The sequence below is a fragment of the Nicoliella sp. ESL1106 genome (genome assembly GCF_058509965.1).
Window position 1 is genome coordinate 206,096 of sequence record NZ_CP196340.1, and the last position, 25,414, is coordinate 231,509.

29 protein-coding genes are annotated in these 25,414 nt (G+C 39.1%); 9 read left to right on the plus strand and 20 right to left on the minus strand.

Annotated elements, in window-relative coordinates:
- Window positions 1–9: 9 nt before the first annotated feature.
- Together ACSVI6_RS00900 and pnuC are read right to left on the minus strand one after the other, a co-directional pair.
- Window positions 10–630 (minus strand): deoxynucleoside kinase, encoded by a 621-nt coding sequence (locus ACSVI6_RS00900; protein WP_491720938.1) that lies wholly within the window; start codon window positions 628–630, stop codon window positions 10–12.
- Window positions 631–661: 31 nt separating this feature from the next.
- Window positions 662–1,384: a nicotinamide riboside transporter PnuC gene (gene pnuC, locus ACSVI6_RS00905; protein WP_491720758.1), complete on the minus strand. Its 723-nt coding sequence runs from the start codon at window positions 1,382–1,384 to the stop codon at window positions 662–664.
- A gap of 216 nt (window positions 1,385–1,600) precedes the next feature.
- Between pnuC and ACSVI6_RS00910 the strand changes: the two genes are divergently transcribed.
- The 3 genes from ACSVI6_RS00910 to ACSVI6_RS00920 all read left to right on the plus strand — a co-directional run bounded on the left by ACSVI6_RS00910 (window position 1,601) and on the right by ACSVI6_RS00920 (window position 4,187).
- Window positions 1,601–1,828 (plus strand): hypothetical protein, encoded by a 228-nt coding sequence (locus ACSVI6_RS00910; RefSeq protein WP_491720759.1) that lies wholly within the window; start codon window positions 1,601–1,603, stop codon window positions 1,826–1,828.
- 123 nt (window positions 1,829–1,951) lie between these two features.
- Window positions 1,952–3,112 (plus strand): DNA cytosine methyltransferase, encoded by a 1,161-nt coding sequence (locus tag ACSVI6_RS00915; protein ID WP_491719838.1) that lies wholly within the window; start codon window positions 1,952–1,954, stop codon window positions 3,110–3,112.
- Window positions 3,113–3,128: 16 nt separating this feature from the next.
- Window positions 3,129–4,187: an HpaII family restriction endonuclease gene (locus tag ACSVI6_RS00920; RefSeq protein ID WP_491720760.1), complete on the plus strand. Its 1,059-nt coding sequence runs from the start codon at window positions 3,129–3,131 to the stop codon at window positions 4,185–4,187.
- A gap of 99 nt (window positions 4,188–4,286) precedes the next feature.
- Here ACSVI6_RS00920 and ACSVI6_RS00925 read toward each other — a convergent pair whose 3' ends face one another.
- On the minus strand, window positions 4,287–4,637 hold the full coding sequence (locus ACSVI6_RS00925; RefSeq protein WP_491719840.1) for a fluoride efflux transporter FluC: 351 nt from the start codon (window positions 4,635–4,637) through the stop codon (window positions 4,287–4,289).
- Window positions 4,637–5,017, minus strand: a complete 381-nt coding sequence (locus tag ACSVI6_RS00930; RefSeq protein WP_491716862.1) for a fluoride efflux transporter FluC — start codon at window positions 5,015–5,017, stop codon at window positions 4,637–4,639. The genes ACSVI6_RS00925 and ACSVI6_RS00930 overlap by 1 nt, the downstream gene beginning before the upstream one ends.
- Window positions 5,018–5,468: 451 nt before the next feature.
- Between ACSVI6_RS00930 and ACSVI6_RS00935 the strand changes: the two genes are divergently transcribed.
- Complete coding sequence (locus ACSVI6_RS00935) at window positions 5,469–6,479, plus strand: zinc-dependent alcohol dehydrogenase family protein (RefSeq protein ID WP_491716863.1); 1,011 nt, start codon at window positions 5,469–5,471, stop codon at window positions 6,477–6,479.
- Window positions 6,480–6,503: 24 nt separating this feature from the next.
- The gene (locus ACSVI6_RS00940) at window positions 6,504–6,899 is read left to right on the plus strand and encodes a VOC family protein (RefSeq protein ID WP_491716864.1); all 396 of its coding nucleotides are present in this window, start codon (window positions 6,504–6,506) and stop codon (window positions 6,897–6,899) included.
- A gap of 51 nt (window positions 6,900–6,950) precedes the next feature.
- Here the strand turns inward: ACSVI6_RS00940 and ACSVI6_RS00945 are convergent, their stop codons facing one another.
- From ACSVI6_RS00945 to ACSVI6_RS01000, 12 genes are all read right to left on the minus strand, one after another.
- A complete protein-coding gene (locus ACSVI6_RS00945) occupies window positions 6,951–7,748 on the minus strand; it encodes a transporter substrate-binding domain-containing protein (protein WP_491719842.1) in 798 nt (265 codons plus the stop codon).
- Between the two features lies 1 nt (window position 7,749).
- Window positions 7,750–8,511 carry an amino acid ABC transporter ATP-binding protein gene (locus ACSVI6_RS00950; RefSeq protein ID WP_491716866.1) on the minus strand — a complete coding sequence of 254 codons (762 nt, stop codon included), beginning with the start codon at window positions 8,509–8,511 and terminating at the stop codon, window positions 7,750–7,752.
- A 24-nt stretch (window positions 8,512–8,535) separates the two neighbouring features.
- The gene (locus ACSVI6_RS00955; RefSeq protein ID WP_491716867.1) at window positions 8,536–9,207 is read right to left on the minus strand and encodes an amino acid ABC transporter permease; all 672 of its coding nucleotides are present in this window, start codon (window positions 9,205–9,207) and stop codon (window positions 8,536–8,538) included.
- On the minus strand, window positions 9,197–9,769 hold the full coding sequence (locus ACSVI6_RS00960; protein ID WP_491720761.1) for a GNAT family N-acetyltransferase: 573 nt from the start codon (window positions 9,767–9,769) through the stop codon (window positions 9,197–9,199). Before ACSVI6_RS00960 ends, ACSVI6_RS00955 begins: the two co-directional genes overlap by 11 nt.
- Window positions 9,770–11,104, minus strand: coding sequence for an MmgE/PrpD family protein (locus tag ACSVI6_RS00965; protein WP_491720762.1), 1,335 nt, complete (start codon window positions 11,102–11,104; stop codon window positions 9,770–9,772).
- Window positions 11,094–12,179: a glutathione S-transferase C-terminal domain-containing protein gene (locus ACSVI6_RS00970; protein ID WP_491719845.1), complete on the minus strand. Its 1,086-nt coding sequence runs from the start codon at window positions 12,177–12,179 to the stop codon at window positions 11,094–11,096. The genes ACSVI6_RS00965 and ACSVI6_RS00970 overlap by 11 nt, the downstream gene beginning before the upstream one ends.
- Window positions 12,180–12,194: 15 nt before the next feature.
- Entirely contained in the window at window positions 12,195–13,340 is a 1,146-nt protein-coding gene (locus tag ACSVI6_RS00975) for an amidohydrolase (RefSeq protein WP_491720939.1), read from the minus strand.
- 515 nt (window positions 13,341–13,855) lie between these two features.
- Window positions 13,856–15,055, minus strand: a complete 1,200-nt coding sequence (locus ACSVI6_RS00980; protein ID WP_491719846.1) for a GH25 family lysozyme — start codon at window positions 15,053–15,055, stop codon at window positions 13,856–13,858.
- A 22-nt stretch (window positions 15,056–15,077) separates the two neighbouring features.
- Window positions 15,078–15,719, minus strand: coding sequence for a hypothetical protein (locus ACSVI6_RS00985; RefSeq protein ID WP_491720763.1), 642 nt, complete (start codon window positions 15,717–15,719; stop codon window positions 15,078–15,080).
- A gap of 72 nt (window positions 15,720–15,791) precedes the next feature.
- On the minus strand, window positions 15,792–16,589 hold the full coding sequence (locus ACSVI6_RS00990) for a metal ABC transporter permease (RefSeq protein WP_491719848.1): 798 nt from the start codon (window positions 16,587–16,589) through the stop codon (window positions 15,792–15,794).
- Window positions 16,589–17,251, minus strand: coding sequence for an ATP-binding cassette domain-containing protein (locus ACSVI6_RS00995; protein WP_491720764.1), 663 nt, complete (start codon window positions 17,249–17,251; stop codon window positions 16,589–16,591). Before ACSVI6_RS00995 ends, ACSVI6_RS00990 begins: the two co-directional genes overlap by 1 nt.
- Before the next feature lie 2 nt (window positions 17,252–17,253).
- Window positions 17,254–18,159: a metal ABC transporter solute-binding protein, Zn/Mn family gene (locus tag ACSVI6_RS01000; RefSeq protein WP_491716875.1), complete on the minus strand. Its 906-nt coding sequence runs from the start codon at window positions 18,157–18,159 to the stop codon at window positions 17,254–17,256.
- Between the two features lie 155 nt (window positions 18,160–18,314).
- Here ACSVI6_RS01000 and ACSVI6_RS01005 point away from each other — a divergent pair, with 155 nt between their 5' ends.
- The 3 genes from ACSVI6_RS01005 to ACSVI6_RS01015 all read left to right on the plus strand — a co-directional run bounded on the left by ACSVI6_RS01005 (window position 18,315) and on the right by ACSVI6_RS01015 (window position 20,710).
- Window positions 18,315–19,196 (plus strand): N-acetylmuramoyl-L-alanine amidase, encoded by an 882-nt coding sequence (locus ACSVI6_RS01005; RefSeq protein WP_491720765.1) that lies wholly within the window; start codon window positions 18,315–18,317, stop codon window positions 19,194–19,196.
- 3 nt (window positions 19,197–19,199) lie between these two features.
- A complete protein-coding gene (locus ACSVI6_RS01010; RefSeq protein ID WP_491719850.1) occupies window positions 19,200–19,748 on the plus strand; it encodes a GNAT family N-acetyltransferase in 549 nt (182 codons plus the stop codon).
- A 92-nt stretch (window positions 19,749–19,840) separates the two neighbouring features.
- Window positions 19,841–20,710, plus strand: a complete 870-nt coding sequence (locus tag ACSVI6_RS01015) for a GRP family sugar transporter (protein WP_491720766.1) — start codon at window positions 19,841–19,843, stop codon at window positions 20,708–20,710.
- A gap of 74 nt (window positions 20,711–20,784) precedes the next feature.
- On the opposite strand, the gene ACSVI6_RS01020 is transcribed toward ACSVI6_RS01015, so the two are convergent.
- The 4 genes from ACSVI6_RS01020 to ACSVI6_RS01035 form a co-directional block, all read right to left on the minus strand.
- Window positions 20,785–21,237, minus strand: a complete 453-nt coding sequence (locus tag ACSVI6_RS01020) for an ASCH domain-containing protein (RefSeq protein ID WP_491720767.1) — start codon at window positions 21,235–21,237, stop codon at window positions 20,785–20,787.
- A 168-nt stretch (window positions 21,238–21,405) separates the two neighbouring features.
- Window positions 21,406–22,854 carry a PH domain-containing protein gene (locus ACSVI6_RS01025; protein ID WP_491720768.1) on the minus strand — a complete coding sequence of 483 codons (1,449 nt, stop codon included), beginning with the start codon at window positions 22,852–22,854 and terminating at the stop codon, window positions 21,406–21,408.
- Window positions 22,844–23,308 (minus strand): PH domain-containing protein, encoded by a 465-nt coding sequence (locus tag ACSVI6_RS01030; RefSeq protein WP_491719853.1) that lies wholly within the window; start codon window positions 23,306–23,308, stop codon window positions 22,844–22,846. Before ACSVI6_RS01030 ends, ACSVI6_RS01025 begins: the two co-directional genes overlap by 11 nt.
- 10 nt (window positions 23,309–23,318) lie before the next feature.
- A complete protein-coding gene (locus ACSVI6_RS01035; protein ID WP_491716882.1) occupies window positions 23,319–23,942 on the minus strand; it encodes a histidine phosphatase family protein in 624 nt (207 codons plus the stop codon).
- 379 nt (window positions 23,943–24,321) lie between these two features.
- On the opposite strand from ACSVI6_RS01035, the gene serC reads away from it, so the two are divergent.
- Window positions 24,322–25,404: a 3-phosphoserine/phosphohydroxythreonine transaminase gene (gene serC, locus ACSVI6_RS01040; protein WP_491720769.1), complete on the plus strand. Its 1,083-nt coding sequence runs from the start codon at window positions 24,322–24,324 to the stop codon at window positions 25,402–25,404.
- Window positions 25,405–25,414: the final 10 nt, after the last annotated feature.

A 25,414-nucleotide genomic window follows, 5' to 3' on the forward strand; every position in this document is an offset into this window, starting at 1 on the left:
AATCTATTTTTAATGTTTTAATTTAGCATCAATTTGTGTCAACACCGCAGTTAAATCATCAGGATTATTCACAAAGTCGTACTTGTCACCATTGATCTTTAACTTCGGACTAATGTCGTAGTTCTCAAACCACTGCTGATAAGCCACCCGCAGTTCGCGGTAGTATTCCAACAGGTCATCAGACTGTTCAAAGTCCCGCCCCCGTTGGTGAATCCGCTTTAACTGGGTTTCCAGACTGACTTCAATGTAGACCAGCATATCGGGCCGCTTCTTTTTGGCTGCGTATGGCAATTCTTCCATCATGTTGTCCAACAAGTCATGGTAAACAGCGGCTTCAGTGTCATTGATGTTGCCCAACTTATGATTCAAGTCGGTGAACAACGCATCTTCGTAAATCGAGCGGTCCAAGACGTTATTATCATCTTGTTGCGCCTTTTTAATCATCTCAAAGCGTTTGTTCAAAAAATAAATTTGCAGCAAAAAGCCGTACTTTTGCTTATCCTGATAGAACAGTGGCAACACAGGATTGTCGCCAACTGGTTCATAAAACGCCTTGGTGCCCAGGTGTTTGGACAGCCGTTCGGTCAACGATGACTTGCCCGCACCGATGGTTCCTGCTAATACGATCATTGTCATAATCTGCCCCTTTCAAATTAAGTGATTACTTAGTTGCTAAACGCTTGGCAAACCATGGACTCTTGGTAAACGCCAAGATATCATTACCGATGTAGAGCATGTAGGTTACGAATAGGACTGGTGAAGCACTCCCCTGTGCTGCGGTAATTCCCCACAGAATCACTGATAGCACCCCTTGTGCCAACCAGAAATAGTAGGTTTCGCGTTTCTTCAACGTGGTTAGGATCGCACCCATGATTCCAGTCGTTGCTGAAATCGAGTCGATCAATGGCCGTGGACTATCAGTTAAACTGGTCAATAACGTGTGCATGATCAACACGACAATAACAAAGCCAATTACGTATGGAAACCAGTTCTTGCAAGTCTGAGCAGTAGTTTCGCCCCGCAGACCAGAAATCCTGTTTTCAGCATCTTGATTCCAGCTCGGCATTAACAGGACTGGCACATCTAACAATACGATGTAGCTGAGCTGCATCACAATTTCCATGTAGTTCTTGGCGCTAAACGCAACCGCAATTAGTAAGATCGCACTGATCAATCCCAACCATCCATTGATCGGTTTGGCGTTGTTAATCGCTAGCACGCAGGTTAACCCGAGTGCCCCAGCAATGAACGTTACGATACTAATCGTAGTAATCGGACTGCTGAGCGTTAACGCTAAGTTAAACCCCAACCCAAAGAACAGTAGGATGTATGATTGGACGTTCCAACCTAGTAATTGGCTCCATAGCCACTTAAAATAATTCATTTGAAAAGCTCCTAGCACAATATATAGTATTAAAATAACTATCTATATCTATATATAGTTATTTTAATCAACTCGTTCTATTATACAGAATTTAAAATCGATTTCAATCTTAGGGATTGAACGATTAGATCGGGAACGGAGTATTTTTTTAAGCATGCTAATTTTAAAATAACCAGGATAAGAATTGTCATGCATATTAATATTGGAGGGAACAACATGAATTTTATCAAGGGAGTCGCCTTTCTCTGGCTAATTTTAATGCTGATTGCCTGCCTAATCATTTTTGTAATGCGGGGATGTTTCGATTTGATCGTCAATCACACTTACGACATTCATTTTTATATTTTTGAAATGGGCAAATATGCCATTCAAGGCTTAGTATCTGCCGTTTTGATTCAAATCGGTGAAAGTATTATTGAAAGACACAAACGGAAACAAAAATAAGTGGTGAACTGCCCTTCCAATTTGAATCAATATTCATACGGAACTTTTTTAGCCGTTGGTGGTTTGTAATCTTTCAACATTGCTGATATAATGGCTTTTATAATCTCGCAGGAGGGATGCCCTATGGCTAAAAAAGACATTAATAGTAAAAAACCCCATACTGTTTATTTAAGCGATCTAATTTACCAAGAAATTAATGGCACTAACATAAATGGCATTAAAACATTCTCTGAAAAGGTAAATTACATTTTAAATAAATACACAAACCAAGATCAGAAAGTAGCAAACAATGATGATATCGAAGACCGTCATGACCAAAAAATAAGGTATATCGACCTTTTTGCTGGAATCGGTGGAATTAGATTAGGATTTAGTGAAAACGATAAACAAACTCAGTGTGTTTTTTCAAGCGAATGGGATAAATTTGCAGTGCAAACTTACGAGGCCAATTTTAAAGAAAAACCATTCGGTGATATTACTAAAATCAAAGCTGAGGATATCCCAAATTTTGATGTATTATTAGCCGGCTTTCCTTGTCAGCCATTCAGCAGTATCGGTAAAAGAGAAGGGTTTAAGCACAAAACGCAAGGCACATTATTTTTTGATGTCCTAAGAATTATTAAGCACCACAAACCCAAGGCATTTCTTTTAGAAAACGTTCCCGGCTTATTAACGATCCAAGAGGGGCAAGCATTCGAGATAATTAGGCAATCACTAGTAGATAGTGGATATAACGTCTACCACAAGGTCTTACAAGCAACCGATTATGGATCTCCCCAATCCAGAAAAAGAGTAATAATTGTCGGTTTCAGAAAAGACATCGATAGCTCTAATTTTTACTTCCCAGATAGTAATGATCAAAACACTTACGTTGGGGAAATATTAGAAGATAATCCCACTGGATATTCTATTTCTAAAAATTTGCAAAAAAACTACTTATTCAAAAAGGATGACGGGCATCCATTTGTCGTAGATAAAAACACTAAAAAATACGCAAAAACTTTAAACGCTAGCTATCACAAAATACAACGATTAACGGGGACGTTTGTAAAGGGTGGTGAAACTGGAATAAGGTTACTTTCAGAACTAGAATGTAAGAGGTTACAAGGTTTTCCAGATAATTTCATAATTCCAGTTTCAAGAACCCAAATGTACAGACAAATGGGAAACAGTGTTTCAATCCCAATGATCAAAGCAGTTTCCAAAAACATAAAAGATGTTTTGCGAAACAAAAAAATAGACGTCAAGGGAAACCATGCTACTATCCAGTTAAATCTAATATAGAAAGCCATGATTAGTAATGCCAAACTATAAAAAATTCAATATTGGAGAATGGTCTGAATCCTATGTTTTCCTTAGGTTGTTATCCTCAAACGGAACTTTAAACATAGCCGATAATAACTTAAATTCTATTCCTAACCAATTTTTCACAATCAAGGCAATTATTAAACCAGATGTTATTTATGAAATAACCAGCCAAGATCCAGAAATTCACATTCAAGAAAAAGACAAGCCTTCATTTTCAGTTAACAAAAATCAATTCTTACATTATTCGAATTTTTTATTAGACAAATTATTAAGCAAAAAGGGAAATTTCGAAGTTCCAGCCGTTGAAGACTTTCTTAAATCAGTAAAGCTAGATAGTTTAAAAGCAAAGAGCAAGTTAAAAAGTGATATCGATATTAAAATACACGATCCATTCACAAATACAGAACCAACAATCGGTTTTAGTATTAAATCTTATTTAGGTAGCCGCCCCACCCTTTTAAACGCATCACAACAAACGATTATTAATTACAAACCTTCTAAGGAGCTAACTAATAATTTAACTCCCACCGAATTGGACGCTCTCAACGCCAAAGGAACTATATTAGACAAAATAAATCGATTAAAAAGTAAAAATATCAATTTAACATTTAATAATCTAAACTCAAACACCTTTGAATTTAATTTAAAAATGATAGATTCGGAAATGCCTAGCATTTTAGCTGATTTATTTTATTGTTCTTATTTTGTACGCGGCAAAAAGATCTCTAAGGTTGTAGATTATTATTGTGATAATTTTCATAAAAATCACGATTTAATAGAATACAAGGTTAAAGAACTTTTGATTAGCATTGCATTAGGAATGGTGCCCAATACCAAATGGGACGGTTTGGATCAAGCTAACGGCGGCTATATTGTCGTAAAACAGACTGGCGAAATCGTGGGTTACAACATATACGAAAGAAACAAGTTAAAGGGTTATCTCTACAATTCAACAAGTTTCGATACCCCCTCTTTAAGTCGATATAATTGCGGAAACATTAATGAAAGAGGAGAAATGAGCTTAGGCTGTATGATTAGGTTTTGGCAATAATAAACAAACGACCCCGATCGGTTGAACAGGAAATGTTCAGCATATCGGGGTCTTTACTTTGGAGAAAAATAATAATTATCGATGTGGTCTAATCGATTTTTAAATCGCCATGCCAACAAATGCTGCTAAAATTCCTAACAACGTGGTTGAAATGAAATATAAGCCAGCCCATGTCGGACGCTTAATCTGAAGCCTTACCGTTTCATTCATAAACGTGGAAAACGTGGTATACCCACCTAAAATCCCACTGCCGATTAGATAAGCCATTGAACTATCAGCAAGTTGCCCAGCTAACAAACCCAGGAGAAACGACCCTGACACGTTGATTACCACGGTAGCGAGTGGAAATTCCTGCCACCCCATTTTGTTTCCAATCAATTCGATCATCGCATAACGAATCACCGCACCGAACGCAGCAGCGAGTCCGACAATTATAATTTTAGATAACATTATTTTGCACCCGCCTTTGCAATTAAGTAGTTCGCTAATTTGATTCCAACTAATGCGAATATATATCCAAAGACTAAACTAATTGAAAGATACCAAAAAGAATTAATTAGTGAAGTTTTGAACAGCTTTACAAAATCAACCGTAAACGTTGAAAAAGTGGTAAAACTACCAATAAAGCCAACGCTAATCCCACTAAGGAGTTCACTTGAGATTTTGAATAACAATGGCAAAATGCTAACCAGAAAGGCTAGTAAGAAAGTCCCTAATAAATTAATCGCAATAATCATTGCAAAGTGATCGTTTCCAGATAAAAGCGTTAACCATTCGCGAAGTGCCCCGCCAAAGAAACCAAAAAAGATAATATAAATAACTTTCCGCAATTTAAATTGCCCCCTTATTATCCCCTTATCGTATCACAATTAAGATATCTTATACTTTAGTTAATAAATTCACAAAATATTTAAAAATTATACCAATTAATTTTTTATTCATGCAATCGGTTTAAATATGAATAAATATATAAAAAGACATGATTTAAGCTAAAAAGTTTGTGAAACTGTTAACTATCATTAGCATTAAATCAACATTTAACTTTGCTTACATCATGTTGTAACAATGTGACTTTATTCATTTATAAATCCAATTATCTTTATATTTAGATAAAATGGCAGTTGATTATTTATCAATAATCATTAGTATTATAGGTGTAATCAATTGGTGCTAAACGCTAAATGTTTGGAAACAAATGGTTATTTCATATAAAATAGTTATTGAAGCTGGGTCATCCGATCTGGTTAAAAAATTTATATTATTTAAAGGGGATATTTACACATGAAAGCATTAGTATTAACTGGTACTAAACAAATGGAAATCCAAGATTTAGATACTCCAACTCCAAAGCCTGACGAAGTCTTAGTTAAGACTGCTTACGCTGGTATCTGTGGTACCGACGACGCACTTTACAACGGTCTTCCAGGTTCAGCAGACGCTGTTCCTCCAATCGTTTTAGGTCACGAAAACTCAGGTGTTGTTGAAGCTGTTGGTGCTAACGTTACCCAATTCAAGAAGGGTGATCGTGTTGCAGTTGACCCTAACATCTACTACCCTAAGGACAAGTACTTCCGTGTTGACCGTCCACAATTAGCTGAAGACCTTTCAGCTGTTGGTGTTACTCGTGATGGTGGTTTGGAAGAATACTTCACTGCTCCTGAATCAGTTGTATACCACGTTCCAGCCAACCTTTCATTAAAGGCTGCTTGTTCAACTGAACCAGTTTCATGTGGGGTTCACGGTATCCGTCGTCTTAGCTTACAACCACATTACAAGGCTCTTGTTATGGGTGATGGTTACATGGGTCTTCTATTCGTTGAATTATTAAAGGCATACGGTGTTCAACACGTTGACTTAACTGGTCGTCACGATGACAAGTTAGCCGAAGAACAAAAGCTTACTGGTGCTGATCACGTAATCAACACTGAATCTGGTGACATTAACGAAGAATACGACATCGTTATCGAAGCCGTTGGTCGTCCAGAAACTCAAGAAAAGGCAATCGAAGTTGCAGGTAAGGGTGGTCAAATCCTTATGTTTGGTGTTGGTCGTCCAGATCAAACATTCACTGTTAACACTTACGAAGTATTCCAAAAGGAATTAGACATCAAGGGTTCATTCATTAACCCATACTCATTCGATGACTCCCTTGCATTAATGGCAAGTGGCAAGATTGATGTTGAACCACTTATCAAGAACGTTCTTAAGCTTGACGAAGTTGTTGGTAAGCTTGATGGTTCTGACAAGCGTCCTGGTAAGTCAGTTGTTGAACTTGACGGAAGCTTGAAATAATTAATTTCTACGGAGGAAAATAAGATGGCTTTACAAGATTACTTTACTGGACTCCAACACGTTGGAATTCCTTCAAAAGACTTAGACAAGACCATTGCTTTTTACGAAAAGCTTGGCTTTGAACAAGCAGGTTTATTCCACAATGGCGAAAACCGTTGTGCTTTCATGAAATACAACAACCTTACCATTGAAACTTGGGAAGGTGACCCCGTTACTATGAAGAACGGTGCTATCAACCATTTCTCAATGAACTGTACTGACGTTGACAAGGCTTTCGAAGCTGCTAAGGCTGAAGGCTTTGACATGGTCAACGATGAAATTCAATCCATCCCTTCATTCTGGGATCATGGTATTCGGTTCTTTAACATCTTAGGACCTAACCACGAAACAATTGAATTCTGTCAAATTCTTGACAAATAAAAACTAAAAAAAGCGCTGGTGATTTTCCACCAGCGCTTTTTTTGTACATAATTACTTGATGCCCTGAACCGCATTATAGCCAAAGTATTTTTCAGCTAACTTAGTAAGGGTCCCATCCTTCTTCATTTCAGCAATTGCCTTGTTCAATTTAGCAATCTTACCAGTATTGTTCTTAGCAAATGGTAATGCTACGTTGACGGTTGCAGCACTTCCCTTTAGGATCTTCCATGCATAATGCTTTTGTTTGATGATAGCAGAGAGGTTATTTCTGGTATTAACCACCCCATCAACGTGTCCTGCCAATAGTGCTTCGTAAGTTAAATCACGGGCATCAAACATCTTAAACTTGATCTTATTATTGTAGTTCTTTAGGTTTTGCGAGTTATTGGATGCTGAGGCTCCTGAAACGGTTTTACCTGATAATTGATCAATGTTATTCAAACTTGACTTCTTATCAACGGCAACTGCGGTTTCTTCCTTATTGTAAACGTCAGTAAACTTGTACTTCTTGGCCCGTTCTGGAGTTACGGCGATGTCATTGGCCACCGTGTCTAATTGACCATTGTCAACTTGACCTAAGAGCCCATCGAATTCACCAGTCACCCATTTAACCTTATAACCAGCTCTTTTAGCCGCATCGTTTAAGACATCGACATCAAAACCAGTTAATTTGCCATTGGCCTTATAAGTATTGGGATAACTAGTGCCCGTTACCCCCGCTTTAATTACATTCTCACTATTTTTGGAACCGTTGCTAGTTTGGTTGAAATAAAAGAACCCCCCAGCAATTACTACTAATACAGCTACGATTGCGCTAATGATAATTCCACGATTTCCAGTTTTCTTCATATTAAGACAACTCCTCTACTTTTTTAAAATGCATTTCTTTCGTAAAATTCTTAATTCTGTCTGGACCATGTTCAGAAAATAATTCATCAGTTGATCCATGGTACTTAACTGCGCCATCTTCTAAAAAGACGGTACTGTCGCTAACCTCTCTGGCAAACTCAATTTCATGCGTCACGATCACCATTGTGATGGATTGTTGAGCGAGCTTGGAAATAATATTGAGTACTTCTTTGGACATTTCTGGATCGAGTGCGGAAGTAGGTTCATCAAAGAGGATGATCGATGGTTGCGAAGCGATGGCGCGGGCGATTGCGACCCGTTGTTGCTGACCACCTGATAAACTCACCGGATAGTTGTTAGCAACGTTGGCTAACCCCATCTCGGTCAATAACTGCTGGGCCTTAGTATGTGCAGCGTCCCATTTCAGTTTATTATTTAACAATTCTGGGGCCATTACGTTCTCTACCGCCGTCATGTTCCTAAATAAGTTAAAGCGTTGAAACACCATTGCTGATTGCAACCGATATTCATAAATTAATTTTTTCGTGGCTGTTTTAGGGGTCAGCTCCACATCATTCACCGTAATCGATCCACTAGCGAATGGTTGTAAGTAATTAAAAGTCCTCAGAAGCGTGGTTTTCCCTGCTCCACTGGGCCCAATGATTGCTGTGACCTTCCCCTTTTCAATCTGGAGGTTAATATCTTTTAAGATCGGCGTGCCGTTGATCACAACCGATAAGTCCTTCGTATTAATTGCATTCATAAGCTTAAATTCACCTCCGCTAGATTAACTCTGGTATGGAATTGAAATGTGTTTTTCAATGATGTTCTGTAAAAATGTATAGATAATAATTAAAATCCAATATAAAATCCCAACCGCTAAGTATGTTTCAAAATACTTAAATGAAGCTCCAGCTAATAGCTTCCCTTCGGAAAACATTTCGGTAATCCCTAGCGAAAAGGCTAACGATGTTTCCTTTATCAAGCTGATAAAACTGTTCCCCGTTGATGGCAATGCGTTCACGAATGCCTGGGGAAAGACGACGTATCTAAACAACTTCGCAGGCTTGATGTTCAGCGTTTTTGCGGCTTCGATCTGACCACGATCGACTGAATCGATTGCTGCCCGAAAAATTTCTGCCAGGTAGGCCGATTGCTTGAAGCCCAGCCCAATAATCACGGCAATGAATGCTGGCAACCCTCTAAAGAAGGGAAATATCTGCGGTAATCCATAGTAGATGATAAATAACTGTACTAAGCTAGGCATCCCCCGAAAAAATGAAATATAGACGTTCGCAACATAATTCAAAGGATGGTTTTTAGAATATTTCAATAACATGATCACTCCACCTAATACCGTTGCTAAAATCATCGACAACAATGCGAGCAGCAATGTAATTGGAATAAACTCAATTAACGTTGGAAAAACTTCAATAAAATATTTAAAATCAAAATTCATCTTTCAACTCTCCTTTGTTCAGAGTAGCTAACCCCAAATTATTTAATTGGGCTGCTCTTTCAAGGATCGTCTGATCTAGGATCTTCACCATATAAACCGTTAAGTGATCAGCGTATTTACGTTGTGTAGCAATTGGTTCATAGCCAATCCCGTTATAAAAAGAAGCAAGCCATGGGTGTTCAACTGCCGTTCCTAATGTAACAGCGGGCGAATGCATCTGTAATTTAATCACGTGTTCTTCGACCCAATGAATGAGCTTTTTCGAATAACCCTGGTGTAAATAATCACCATTAGTGGCCACCCAGCCTAGATGGGGTACTAAATATGGGCTTTTATTCAATGACCATGGCAAGCGAACCGAAACCGTTGCAATAATCTTTTCATCATCAACCGTCACAAACGTTTTCATCGTCGCCATTTGCTCTTTCATTTCTGCCATTGTGATCGTTGCTGCTTTAAAATGAATCCCTAATTCTTGATCAGCTTGATATGCAGAATGCAGTAAATCATTCAGTTGTTCTAACTCTGTCGCTTTAATTTCCCGATTGATCGTTGTGATCACTCACACCCCCCTTAAAACGTGATTCAAGTCCTTGATGCTACCAGTTTTTAAAATCGTGAGTAGTTGTTGCACATCTAAATCGACCCCGTTATTAGCAATTGCGTTTTGTAATTTGGCTAAGATTTGAGCATTTGAAAGGCGATTTTTGGGAGACCCCTTAGGCGTATTAACCGCAATTCTTTTAACGGGCCCATTTTTTAAATGGACTTCCAATTCAATTGGCCGGTCATCAGGGGATTGAGCAACTAGGTCGTTTTGCCTTGCGAACAGGGATTTCGTTTCAGTTTTAAATAAGTTGGTTGACACCTGATCATCGAACAATTGATCATCAACATCACCATTTTTCAAAATTTGCCAAAAGATATATTCGATCGAAAACTTCCCCGCTTGGCCAGTAGCAGGCGTGGTGTAACGTAACACCTTATCGCCCCCCGCCACGAAATGAAAGATGACTTTTTGAATGTCAGCAAGCTGCGTCCCCTGTTGATAAAGCAACTTTGCAGCATCATAACCAGACATCGCTGCTGAACAGAATTGGTGGAGCTTGAACCAGATTCCAGGATCAATTATTTGCGGAGGGTTGAACCATTGAGCAGTAATGCGCTCGACATCGAGTGGTTGGTTTGCAACCACGATGTTCCAGCCGTTTTCATTGTTAAAAACATCCTGGTTCGTGGTTAAGCTACCCTTTAAAAATAAAGCGGCTTGCACGGCATCACTGGCTGCTAACCCAGCATGTAGTGGTTTGGTATCACTCCCCGCTTCGATTCCTAGGCCTGCAGATTGGGTCGCCGCAAATGACAGTAAGCTCACGATCTCTGCCACTGATAATTTTTGCAACTTTGCAATCGCAACAACCGCCCCAAACACCCCGAGCGTTGCAGTCGTGTGGTAGCCCATTAACTTATAGGCTGGGTTTAATTGCGCGCCTAGTTGCGCGGCAAATTCGACCCCGACCACGGATGCGAATAAAAAATCATTCATGGTAACCGTTGCATCGTTCAAACTCAACAAGGCTGAAAAGATGACCACGCTGGAATGGCCCCTTAAATTTGATTGGACATCGTCAAAATCAAGATAATGGGCGGCAAAGCCGTTGAACAAGGCGGCCCGTTCAGGCGTTGTAGTTAGGGATTGACCAATTAGTTGTGCCTGCCCATCCTTCAACGCTAACCGTTTCGCAAACCGAGTCACCGTTGGTTGCTGACTGGCACTCACCAAGCAGCTAATGTAGTCGATCAAACACTCCCGAGCAATCGGCAGCGTCTGTAAATAATCCTCCTGGTGGGTATTAAAGATTAACTCTGCCAGCCGTTTCGTATTATTAGTTGCCAAATTTCTCAGCTCGATCGTTTGCTTCTTCCCAAATGCTATCATCGGGGCCGAGCGGAATGATTCTTGGCAGGTCACTTTGTGGAGTATGGTCAACTTCATAGAACCGTTTTCTCATTGAATCAAAGTCGGTGTTGTTCCCAAATGCGGGGATTGAATAAAGATCCTTGGCATAGTTCCAGAGGTTTGGATAATCAACTAGCCGCTTCTTGTTCACGTAGTATTTTTGGTAGAACACCAGGTCGAATCTGGATAGCGTTACGAACAGGTTAATATCAACTAGGGTTACCTTGTCACCGAGTAAGTAGCGTTGCTTGGATAAGCGGTCTTCTAACCAATCTAATCGATTGAAAATGCGGTCGTACCACTTCTTATAATCAGCTTGTGAGCGCCCGTGACCCGCTTCATTGACGGCGTAGTTCACGTCCATCAAAATAATATCGCTCAAATTATCAATATCCTCTTTTAAATCATCAGGATATAAATCAACGTCTTGATTAGTTTGGTAATCCTTCCAGGCATCGCTCAATTCCTTGATTAGATTGTTGTAGTCGTTATTAACGACCTTGCCCGTTTGAATATCAACAAGTGCTGGAACGGTATTGCGTTTTTGATAATCGGGGTCAGCTTTCTTGTATGCTTCGCCTAGTGAATGAATCTTAAGGACTGGATCTTGGTGATTCTCATCTAGATCAAAGAACCAATCTCCGACAACCCCGGCTGGTCTCAATGGATCAACAACGCCCTTTGAGATGACCTGGTCTAAGCCGAGATAATCAATGGCGATCGCAATCCGATTTGCCCATGGACAGTGGCGAGACCAGATTAATCGATAGCGCCCTGGTTCAACTGGTAGGGTCCCGTCTGTAAATTTATTTTGAAATGCTGGACCTTGATATGCCGCAAACTTAGCCCGTTCATTAAAGTTCGACTTATCACCTGCATTCGCATAGTCCTTTTGTTTTTCGTTGGCCCTCGGGTTAGCTACCTTCGACTTCGAAAAATCAATTGGACATGCTTGTAAATCTTGAGATACTTCAATTTTGGCTGCTTCTGCTTTTAGTTTGTTATCACTCATGTTTAAATCTCCAATCTATTGATTAATAAATTCATCCTGTAATCTAAGTGCGCCGTAGTAATACCATTCATAGGCCGTTTGAATCGCCTTGTCACTAATCACTAAGTCTGAATGGTGCCAGTCTGAATTCCCCTCACTGCCGATAAAGGCGAAAACACTCGGCACTTTGTCGGTATAATCAGAAAAATCTTCACCAGCATTTGATGGATCCCCTTCAACGAAATTAGCATGGCGCTTCGTTTCATCAATGATGACATCGGTCAGCTTCGGATCATTCAAAACCACCTTGGGGCCATTGATCCATTGAATATCAACAGCCAAGTTAAACGATGCTGCCTGACCATTTACGACTTGATAGAAACGTTGCTTCGCTAATTTTTGAGCATCTAAATTAAAATTACGATTAGTCCCCTCAAAGCTAGCTTGTTCTGGTAAGACGTTCCAAGTATTACCAGCTGCAACGTGGGTAACTGATAAAACGGATGTGTTTTTAGGATCTTCATTTCTGCTAACAATCGTCTGGAGGGCGGTAATCGTACTTGCTAAGCCAACGATTGGGTCATTTCCTAAGTGCGGCATCGCAGCGTGGGTTCCCTTCCCCTTGAAGGTCACTTTAAACTGATCAACGGCAGCCATTTGACCACCCTTTAAAATACTAACTTCACCAGCTTTTAAGTCGGGTTTGTTGTGAAAACCAATGATCGCTGAAAGCCCGTCAATCCCACCAGCATCAATCACCTGCTTTGCCCCTGTATGAATTTCTTCACTGGGTTGAAAGATCAACCTTAGTTTGACCTTTAAATCATTGCGGTGTTCTGCGAATAAATAAGCAGCCCCTAGTAAACCAGTCATGTGTAGGTCATGGCCACAGGCATGCATGACGCCTTGATTAGTAGAGGCAAATGATAATCCAGTTGTTTCTTGAATTGGTAGGGCATCAATGTCAGCCCTAAGTCCAATGATAATTTTAGAATCACGTGGGCCGATTTCCGCAATCACCCCAGTATTTAAACCTTTTGGAGTAACAATCCGATAATCAAGTTGCTCTAAAATATTTTTAATATAATCAGTTGTTTTGAATTCATGATCAGATACCTCTGGATGCGCATGTAGGTAATGACGAATGTCAACTAATCGCTGATCTAAATCACTAGTAGAAATAAAACATCAACCTTCCTCCAAAAAATTTCAAAAAAAAGACCAATTAGACTGATAAATCGTCTAACTGGTCTTTTTTAAGATGGTGAATATTTTAAAGTTTCAATTCGGCCACAAAAAGAAGCGAATTTTCTTAAAATTAATTTCAACTAGCCCGTAAACTAATCAAAACCCCAGTTAGACTTAACTTATTGCATCTAACTGAGTTCACTAAAATAACTTCACTTAGATACAGACGACGCAACGCCTGTATCCAAGAATACAAACGTTGCTAAATCATGCAGCAAGCAAAGCAACAGCAACTAAATTCGAAGTGATTAGTTATTTTAGTCATAAGAAAATTCCTCTCTTTTATTTGATGAGTACATTTAAACACACATAATATAATCTTGTCAACATCTATTTTTAATCTTTTCTAACCTGAATGCAATCAATTATTCATAACCATTGCTAAATCAACGTTAAAAATGATAAAAAAAATACATTTAGTTATTTAATCATAACTAAATGTATTGATGTTACTTAACTGCTTTAATAAAACTCTTATTCGATGTAAAGTGAGTTCCATCTAAGCCAATTGTAATTGTCTTAGTTCCCTGTTGCTTAAAGGAACTAACGTCTAGAATCGTGCCGCTCTTAACGTGTTTTACACGGTGATTTGAGCTATTGTAGATATAAATTCCATTTTTAGCAATCACCTTAACTTTTTTAACCTTCTTCGAAGAGTAATAAACCTTACTATTAACTTTTGGTTTCATGACGTTAATCGTAACTTTCTTCTTGGTACTGATCGAATGTTTACTTACACTTGAACCATCGGTAGTTGTGTTATTACTGTATGAAGTGGTCCCAGAACTAGATTTAGAAGTTGAACTAGCACTTGAAGAAGCAACTGCAGAACTAACGGAAGAAGCTGCAGATGAACCAGCAGAGTTAGCGGATGAAGCCGCACTACTGGTAACAGTTGCAGAGCTGCTTGCTGTGGAAGTAGTTGCGCCACTACCAACCCAAAATGACATTGGCTTCCCACCATCTGGAATCACAGAGGCATCGACCTTTTGATTCAAAGCGGTACTATATTCACTATCAGTGAATTGCCATAATCCATAGGTATATGAAGGATCAGGTTCACCAGCCCCATAAGATGCTACCCATAAAGTATCATAGTCATTTTTAGAATTACCAATGGTATTACTCATAAAGTAAAGCCCACTGTATAAAACGATTGGTCTAGTCGTCAACGTCCGCATTTCTGCTGCCCAAGATGATGTCGCAGCATCCAGTGTGGCACTATTCATTCCGTTCGTTTGTTCCAAATCATTAACGTAGAATCGTGCATTCGGCACCCGATTATAAAGTGTCTGGGCCTCACCCTGTGCTTGAGCAACAGAATTATACAGACTATAGCTATACACACCATATGGCACATCGTATTTATCTAACAATTTAAGGTTATTTTGATAAACGCGATCAGCATAATTACTGCCATATTGAACTCGAATAATCACAAAACTAGCTTCATTTTTTAACTTTTGAACTTGTGAATCGGTTAGCGCATTTTGCCATTCGGACAAATCATACGCTGGATTCATTTGAACAGAAGCGTGTGCTGTAAAGCTGGGTTTTCCTAATTTCGCAACGTTAACCAGCCCTAAGGTTACGATTCCAGTTGATAATACTAGTCCTGCTTTCGTTAGTACATGTCTTATCTTCTTCATATCTAGGATCCCTTTTTATTAATTATTTAGCGTCAATTGCCGATTGCATTGCTGTTTCTGGAGTACTTCCAGTCGCGGTGTGAACAGTCTTGCCTTCTTGCCATTTAACTGTTGTTTCATTAGAGTCAATATCCGCACTTACATGCCCGTAACCGCTTGGAATTGGTAATGTATGGCTTTGTAAGTAAGCAACCATCTGCTTAGCTGCAGGAGTAGCGGTATCGCTGGTGTTCACTTCAGTCCCACGTACTGTTAATGACCACCGTCCCATGTTAAAACTAACGAACACTTGTCCGGCACCAGCATCCTTAACACCAGTAATTCCACTGCCTAAATCAACAGTTGGTAATCCAGAAGTTGAGGCCTTTGATTGATAACCGACCTTGTTCTTAGCAGCCTCTTCGCTTGCGTAAGTCTTTGAAGAAACCTGGCTATCACTACCTGCATTTTCTGATGAACTGTTGCTCATGCTGTCACTTGTGCTTTCTGAGCTAGAAGAACTAGAGGATGCTTTTGATGAATTCTCTGCACTCTTCTTAACCACGTGTGTCTTGCTACTGCTATTTTTCATTGACGCATTTTGATTATCACTATTCTTACTTCCACAGCCAGCTAATAGTAAACCTAGAATCGCTACTGGAATTAATTTTTGGTATGTTTTCATCTTTAAATGTTACCTCCTGAACGGTAAAAGAACTTTGTAATTAGTATACCAAATTGTGTTATAAAATAAACCTTAGTCACGATTTTTTAATTTATCGTAACCAATTGCAATTAGGTAAAAAGCGCTTTCTATCGCTGCTATAAAGAAACTGACTGGCCAATCTGTAATATAACTGAAATATAATCCAGCCCAGGTCCCAACCAATGAAAAGATAAAAGTTAGCAAAATCATTCCCCAAACATTATGCACAAAAAACTTTGCAGCAGATGCTGGAATCGTCAATAACGCAAAAATTAATAATGATCCAACGATTTGAGCAGTTACACTAACCGTTGAAGCTAATAGGATCAAAAAGATAATTGAAATCAGGGTGTCATACCCTGCATTAAAATGAGAACCCGTCCCATCAAAAGAATTGTATTTTAGTCTTCGATAGATTAGTAAAATCGCAATAATAATAATCACGCTTAAAATAATTAACGTTTTTAAATCATTAACCCCAATCCCAACGATGCTACCAAATAAGATATTCGTTGCATAACTAGATTGGGTATTGGCTAATGAAAGAAATAAAATCCCTAATCCAATGAATAATCCAGAAAACACACTGATTGAAGATTCACGTCGACTAACTCGATTACCGACAGTCCCAATCATTAAGGAACTTAAAATTGTGAAGATCAGCATTCCAATTACAGGTGAAGTACCCAGAAATAATCCAAATGCTGCTCCAGCAAATCCAATTTCTGACAAAGTGTGGGTAAAAAAGGAAGTTTTTCTGGAGACAACAAAAACCCCCATGAACCCACATAAAATCGATATAAAGAAGCTAGCAATGAAGCCATACCTCATAAATGCGTAAGCTAACATTATGCTTGGCCCCCCCTTACTTCATGCATCACACCATGCTTATTTGCAATTTCTAAATTATAGTCACCAAACCGTTTAATCAATTCAGGATCGTGGGTAATAAACATTACAGCAGCTCCAGTTCGTTTAATAATATCTACCACCACTTGAAGAAGATAGATTCTAGAATCCTTATCCAAACTAGCAGTAGTTTCGTCTAAAATTAATAGTTTTGGATTAGTAACTAACGCCTGTGCTAAATAGGCCCGTTGCTTCTGTCCACCCGAAGCCCGTCCCAAAGGTTCGTTTTCAATTTCAGTTAGTTTAGTCATATCAAGCACTTTTTGAATTCGGCTTTTTTCTGATTTAGTCAACCATGGCAAAAAAGAATTTTGCAAGCTAAGGCTCACAAAATCCTTTATTTTAATCGGATAATCATCGTCAATGTTCCGAAATTGTGGAACATATTGGACTTGATCCGGCCGAACCAAAAAGTGAACCTGTTTTGTCTGATGCCGTTTACACTTTAATAATGCCTTTACCAAGGTTGTTTTCCCAACTCCATTTTCACCAGTCACGCAAGTAAGTGCGCCACCATAAATAGAAAATGAAAGGTCATTAATCAAAGTTTGGTCATCAACAGCAACATCAAGATGTTGAACAGTTAACACTTTTGATTTCAATACTATTTCTCCTTTTGAATTGCTAATAGATTCTTGTATTGAGAAGCCATCCAATCCTTGTAATCCATTCCATCAGGCATTGTTTCTGTAACCTTAAGAACGGGTACTTTGTATTGGTTAGCCATCTTAACGAGGTTTTGAACAACCTTGTCGCTGGCTTGGCTATTATCAACAAAGAATGCAATCTTCTTGGACTTGATATCATTTTGAATTTCCTTGATATCGGATGGTGATGGATCAGTCCCCTTTTCAACTGACTTAGCGTAGCCGTTATCAGCAACCTTGTAACCAATTTCTTGTAATGAGTAATCGAAAACTGGTTCACTAACCCCAACTAGCTTATTGTTAGCCTTATTAGCATTATCCTTAAGCTCATCAATCAACTTCATATTTGAGTCAAGTGACTTAATGTACTTAGCAGCATTCTTCTTGAATTCATCCTTGTACTTAGGTTCTTTCTTACCGAATTCAGCTGCTAACTTATTAGCTAACGTAGGCATCGTCTTGCTGTTATACCAGATGTGTGGATTGTCACCAGTTTGTTTGCCCATCAAACTACCGACATTAACAGATGTTAAATCATCTGGTCCGTTGCTAGTTAACTTCTTCATCCATGAATCGTATCCCAATCCATTGTAAATAACGAAGTCAGCTCCAGCAACTTGTTTTGCGGTCTGTGCAGTTGGTTGGAAATCATGTGGGTCAATCGTTGATTTGGTGATGATTGACTTAACAGTCCCGTGGTTACCCAAAACAGCACGGGCAGCATCACCATAAAAATCAACGGAAGACACAACGTGAATTCCCTTACTACTTTCACTCTTAGAGCTACTACACCCTACTAAAACAAACACCATGCTTAGTACAACAACTAAGCCCATCAATGATCTCTTAACAAATTTAAACATTATAAAATGTTCACTCCTTCAATTTATACTGCCCCCAAAAGCAATAAAAATTGATTTAATATCGTATTTGCTAGATAATCTTAAATAAGGTTAAAATTATTCTATTTAACCAATCATTAACATTTTACTTGAAAATTACAAGGGTGGCAAAGATTATGAATAAAAAAATCCGTTCTTTTTTATCAGCTTCCCCAGGTGTTTGGATGATTCGATTAATTATTACTGCTTGTATTGTCGGAATCATCGTTATTGAAGCTGGAATTTACCTTGCACGTCCACTAGTTACCGCTCATTCAATCAACTTAAGATCGAACCCTAAGATATCATCTAAGTTAGTTAGTCGGATTGAGAATGGAACGCGCTTAAAAGTAATTAAAAAGAACGCAGAGACAGACTGGTGGTATGTAAAAGCTAATGGCCACACCGGTTGGGTTGCCTCGTGGTTGATCAATCAAACTAAATACAATGCTAAAACAGCAAATAAAATTGCTGAATCAACAATTGTGTTGGATCCAGGCCATGGCGGAGAGGATACTGGGACCCTATCACATTTTGGTAGTGGTGCTGATAATGAGGAAAAAACCTACACCTTACCACTTGCACTTCGGGTTCGTGATTTACTCAGACCGACTTATGCACGGGTAATTATGAGTCGGACCACTGATAAAACAGTTGGTCTTCAAGAAAGGGCTGATTTATCTAATAATTCGAAAGCTAATTTATTCATGAGTTTTCACTATAACTCCTCCAACGTTGCTAATGACGCAACTGGCTTTCAAATTTTTAAATATCACAATAATGCCGATATTTTTGCCGAAATTTTAAATAATAATTTTTCAGGCCTACCATTGGTCAATCGTGGCATTGATTTTGGTAACTACCTCGTTCTCCGTAACAATAAGCAGCCCGCCGTACTGATTGAAATGGGCTTCATGGATAATTCAAAGGATCTCCAATACATTCGTAACGCAGATTATCGTAACACTGTAGCAAAAGATGTAGTAAAATCAATGAAACAATATTTGGATGCGGAGTGATTAATGATGATGAATCTATGTACTTTTAATTTAGATAATGCAGAGATTAAGTTAGCAATGCCAGAAATTCGATTTGCAAAACCACTCTATGCATTAATTGACCAAGATCGTGAATCACTTGCCCGATATTTACCATGGGCTGCTGAAATGGAGGGGCCTGATGATGAGGCTAACTTCTTAGAATTTGCACGGGAACAATTCGTTGATTCTAAATTATTCCTATTCGTAATTCTTTATAACGATCAACCTGTTGGCATGATTGATTTACATAACATTAATAATGATAATCATTCAGCTGAAGTTGGTTATTGGCTATCAAGTCCTGTGCAGGGGCGCGGAATTATGACGAATGCATTAAAACAAATGATCATTAACGTCCAGCCAGAGTTACAGTTGCATAAAATCACCGTAATTGCCGATGTTGAAAATATCGCAAGTCGATCAATTCCCCAAAGATTAGGGTTTGTTCACGAAGCCGTCTTAAAAGATCATATTTTCTCAAATGGTCAATATCACGATGCCGATGCTTACATTCGATTGTTCAATAATTAAGAAAGATTGGAATTAATTTACTAATCACTTTAAAATAATATATAATTAGATTGTTAGTATTTTTTAAAATTTATTATTAAGGAAGGTTTTATATGCCAATTTTAATTGGAATTTTACCAGCACTTTTATGGGGGATTGGTCCGCTAATCGCCACCATCGCTGGAGGACGTCCAATTGACCAACTAATGGGGACCGTTTATGGTCAAGTAGCCGTTGGTTTAGTGCTTTATCTTATCTTTAGGCCAGAGTTAACGCTAAGTGGTTTCATTTGGTGTTTTGCTGGAGGAGCACTTTGGGCAATTGCACAATTAATGCAGTTCGCTGCATTTACAAAGATGAATGTCTCAACCGCAATGCCAATTTCAACTGGATTGCAATTAGTGGAAATTCCATTAATTGGGGTTATCGTCTGGGGTGAATGGGGTTCAGCAACTTCTAAAATGATTGGTTTTATCAGCATCTTAGTTCTAATTGTTGGAATCACATTAACCAGTATTCAAGATGGTAGTGTTGAAAGACCTAAAATGGATTACAAATCTGGGTTAACCCTCTTAATTGTTGGTTCATTAGGTTACACTGCTTGTTCCGTGTTTCCACGGGTCCCAAATGCAGCCGGTTTATCTAGTTTATTCCCACAAACCCTTGGGATGTTCTTTGGTGCATTAGTACTTGGGTTGTACATGCAAAGTAAAGATCATAAACCACTATTCTTTACTAAGCCGACATTAAAGAGTACTTCAATTGGGATTGCTGGTGGTTTCGGGGTGCTTGCATATTTAACTTCTTTAAAGCTAAATGGGGTTGCAACCGCCTTTCCACTAACCCAATTAAACGTTATCATTTCTACATTAGGTGGAATTGTTATTCTCCACGAACACAAAAATAAAAAGGAACTTACATTTACCATTATTGGATTAATTCTGGTAATCGGAAGTGCCTTCATGATTAGTCAACTAGATTAACGTAAATAAAAAATTGTGCTGCAATCGCAGCGCAATTTTTTTATTTAGTCATCCATTAACATTAGTTTTTTAATTTATTTATAAACGACTTTAAATCTTTCAAACAGGCACGGCATTTGGGGATTAAAACGCTGGCCAATTTTTGCATATTCACGTTTAAACAAATTCAAATGAGTCCTTTTCCAATGCCTTAAAGAACGATCACCATCTTGATGAGCATTTTCAGCTGACACTTGATCAAATGCTATTGTCTCAATCGATTCAGTTCGTGTAATACAAATCGGCGATTCAGATCCATCTAAAATGACATTGTAGTCCCCCACTTTGGGAACATCTTCGTTATTAGGAGCGTATAATCCAACTGCCGATGAAGAGGTAGTCTTTACCCCATTAGCGATTAACTTAGCTAGCTTGTCAGCCTGCCTTTTCCCATTTCCATCAGAATAAACATCAAAGTAATCCACGTTGTACAACGCAGTAGTATTTAGAAATTGTTCCCAGTATTGTTCAATCTTAGCAGTTATCATATTAATGCCCCCTCAATATTTTTAATCATTATAAGGCTAAAAAATGCCACCGGAAACAGATCCGATGGCATCTTTAATTGATGTTAATTGATTTAATCACTACTTAATTGCTTTAATGATTACTTAATAATGGCTTTTTGAAATATTTTAACTGGATTCCAATCAAGATTATTTAACAAAATTACGGTACCAATCAAAAATCGCCCGTGCCTGTTGCTCTGGCAGGTAACGATAATCATTTGCTTCGGCTTTAAACCCGCGGCGAATATCAATTGATAGGTGGGCGCGTTTGGAACGTACCATCCAAATCGACTGACGGAGGTTGATGCTTTGAATTTGGTGCCAATTGATTATCTGGGTCTCACGGGTTAATAAACTGGCAGTCTGAACCGCAATTTGGTCCGCATTAATCTGCGTTACGGCAGTCACCCGCCCCTTATAGATTCCATTTAAAATCGCCAGGACAACGATAATCACCGTGAGGACTACCATCCAGGTACTCCCGAAATTGGTAAAAAAGGCAACCCCAGTTAAAGAACCTAAAAAGACCAGGATCCAAAACACGCCGTTTCTAGCAAAGAGCCACTGACTATAGTGATCACCAGCCTTAAAATTAATTTGCCGATTGGGAATTAAGTCAATAAAATGATTCACGACTTGAAACGCCTTTTGATCCTTGACTACGGGCATTACGGTTACGACACTTTTTTCATCATCACGACCAGAGTTTGTGACCAAGTCCATTTGAACGGTCGTTAAGTGAAATAGTTGCCGAACTGCGTTTTGCTTAAAAATCACCGCTTGAATCTTATTGATCGGCAGATTAATCGTCTTACGTTGGAAAAAGCCCTTTTCAATCACCAGATGATCACCCTGCTTCGTTAAGGTGAACTTATAAAACTTGATGAATGTTTTGACTAACCCAACTAGCATCAACAGTAGCACCAAAAAGATGATTGACTCCACGATACGGTAAATGCTAGTCGCAAAGTTATTGTAAACATTGATTGCGCTTCCTACGTTCAAGTGTAATTCGTTCAAGATCGCCACAAGGGCAAAAATTTCACCGAAAAAGTGGATATCGGTCAGTCCAAACGTGAACATGTCTGTACCGTTAATGCGGTATTGATCGCCCGATTTAGCTTGAGTTGAATGTAATTCTTGTTCAGTGGTTTGCTCTTCTGAAACTTCACTTCCAGTTGCATTGCGATGATACTTTTCGATCAACGGTGCGATTGAAGTATTAACTGCGGGGAGCTTAACCTGACTCTTACGGTCGTCTGATCCAGCGGTGTTGACTACCACCTCTTCGACTCCGAACGGTCGCAAGAAGAACCACTGCCGATTTTGAATCGTTTGAATTCGATCATATGGAACGTGGCGTTGTTTCTTGAAAATAATTCCGTGACGAATAAATAGCTCGTTCGGCAAAATCGAGTAGCGAAAGGTAGCGTATTTAATAACGGCTAAAATCGCTATTAAAACCAGAAAGATGGCTACGCTTAAAAATGGATTCCGATTCGCTAAGAAAAAAACGACCAGGGTAACCCACCCATTTTTAAACGCTTCACCGATAAACATTAATATCGCCAACGGATGCAAGTGTTTATTGTGCATTCTTGGCCTCCAATGCTAGTTGCATGACCCGATTCTTTAACTCTTCGGCATGCTGCTTGGTGAGGGCATCGATTGAATGGCTCGAACCCCCAGTATCAATGTCGATCTGGTATAACTTCTGGCTGATCAACAATGGTCCCTGATTCAAGTCAACGTTTTGCACCCGCGCGATTGGAATTGCAATGTGGTGTCTAAAAAAGAAGCCCTTTTCGATCTCAACGTCGGTCTCGTTGACCCGAAAGTGATAGAAACGATAACGGTATGGAATCAACAATAATTGCGTGACAACGGACAGGATTCCTAGACCAATGATAATGAATGTCCCGAAATGCGGTAACCACGACCATATATTAATAATAAAGGCGTAAGCAGCGCTGCCGAGCACCCAAAAACAGGCCTCGATCAGGGCGCTAAATAGCCATACTAACTTAACACGGTTGGGTAAACTTTGCATGGTTCGCTCCTTAAAAGTCTGCGTCAGCACTTCGATTAAAGTACTTTACATAGTAGTTATCATTTTGTAGGGTAATTTTTGTCACCGTCGTATTATCTGGTTCTTGAATCACCATTACGTCAGTCGGGTTGCCTAGTGCAGCTAAAACAGCGGCTTTGATCGTAAAGCCATGCGTTACTACAATGATTTTTTGGTCAACACCTTGCTTATTAACGTCAAGCATAAAGTCATCAACCCGTTGAATCACAGAATCAAAAGTTTCACCATCTGCTAACAATGAATATGATGGTAATACATCGTTTAAGACAGGATCGAACACTTCAGGATGGTCTCTTTGTAAGTCAGCATTCTTCTTACCATCCCACTTACCATATGAAATTTCTAGCACCCGTTTATCCAAAGTAATCGGGAGTTTCGCAGTCTGGTTCAAATAAGCAGCCGTATCTTGAGTCCGCTTCAAAGGACTAGCGATAATCCGATCCGCAAAGGAAATATCAAAGTTTTCGTATAAATTTTGGGCTTGTTGCTTACCCTTCTCAGAAAGATAGGTAATCGGGGTGTTAATACATCCCTGCTTTAAGCCCGCCGCATTAGCAGCGGTCTGGCCGTGGCGTACAAAATAAAAATCAGTCATGTTGGTCCCTCCAAGGTTAATTTTCTATAATTATCTCATATCTAATATCTCAAAACAAAAGCATTTTTAATTTTATATTGCATTTTAAAAAGAGGTGTGTTAAATTTAGGTTATAAAGAAGGGGAGGATTTCTAATGAACATTACTATTTATAATCTAAATAAATTTAATATCGTTAGCTCAAAAAGTTCCTCTCGGTCTACAGTGACATTTATGTAGGCCTATTTAAAATGACACTTTAGTCTGGTCTTGCATAGATGTCTTCTACATCACTGCGGGACCGGGAATTATACCCTTGAAGAAGCTCCCGCAGTGAAATTATTGCGGGGGCTTTTTGTTTCCACTTTTTTATAAAAAATCCACATAAGGGGTCTTAATTGATGACAGTTTATAATTTTTCAGCTGGTCCAGCGGTCTTACCAAAGCCAGTCATGGATCAAATTCAAAGGGAGCTCCCATCGCTCCAGGGTAGCGGAATGAGCATTTTAGAGATTTCACACCGTACCCAGCGTTTTCAAGATATTTTGGATAACACTAAGCAAGATTTGAAAGATCTGCTTCAAGTTCCTGATAATTATGAAGTCCTATTTTGTCAAGGTGGTGGAACTGGTCAATTTGCTGCCGTACCACTTAACCTAGCCAATCATCATCGTAAAATCGCATTGCTCGATAGTGGCCATTGGGCATCTGGAGCTGCTACCGAAGCTGCTGACTTAGGATATACGGTGGATGTCGTTGGTAATACCAAGGCTGAAAAGTACCAATCACTACCATATCCAGATCGCGAACTATCATCTAGTGAGTATGACTACCTATACACAACCCTTAATAACACGATTGAAGGTACTACTTATCACAATGCCATCCTGCCTGACCATAAGGACATCACCCTCGTAGGTGATATGTCATCCAACTTCATGGCAGAACGTTACAACGTAAGTGACTTTGGATTGATCTTTGCAGGAGCACAAAAGAACCTGGCACCCGCTGGGGTCACGATCGTCATCGTTAGAAAAGATTTAATCGACCCTGCAGAACACACGCCAAAGATTCTGAATTATGAACCATACGTTAAAAAAGATTCGATGTTCAACACGCCACCAGTATTTCCAATCTATGTCGCAGGGCTAGTTACCCAGTGGCTTAAAAACCTCGGCGGCGTTGATGAAATGGAAAAGATCAACAAACAAAAGGCAGCCGTATTATACGACTATCTTGATGAATCCAAATTATTCAAGAACCATGTCAAACCATCACAACGGTCATTGACTAACATCACATTCTCGACTGGCAACGCAGATTTAGATGCTCAATTCGTTGACTTTGCGACCCAAAACGACCTTATGAGCGTTAAGGGCCACAGAAGCGTTGGCGGACTTAGAGCCAGTCTTTACAACGCCATGCCAATTGATGGTGCCAAAGCATTAGTTGATTGCCTACACAAATTTGAACAAACCCACTAGGAGGAATTTT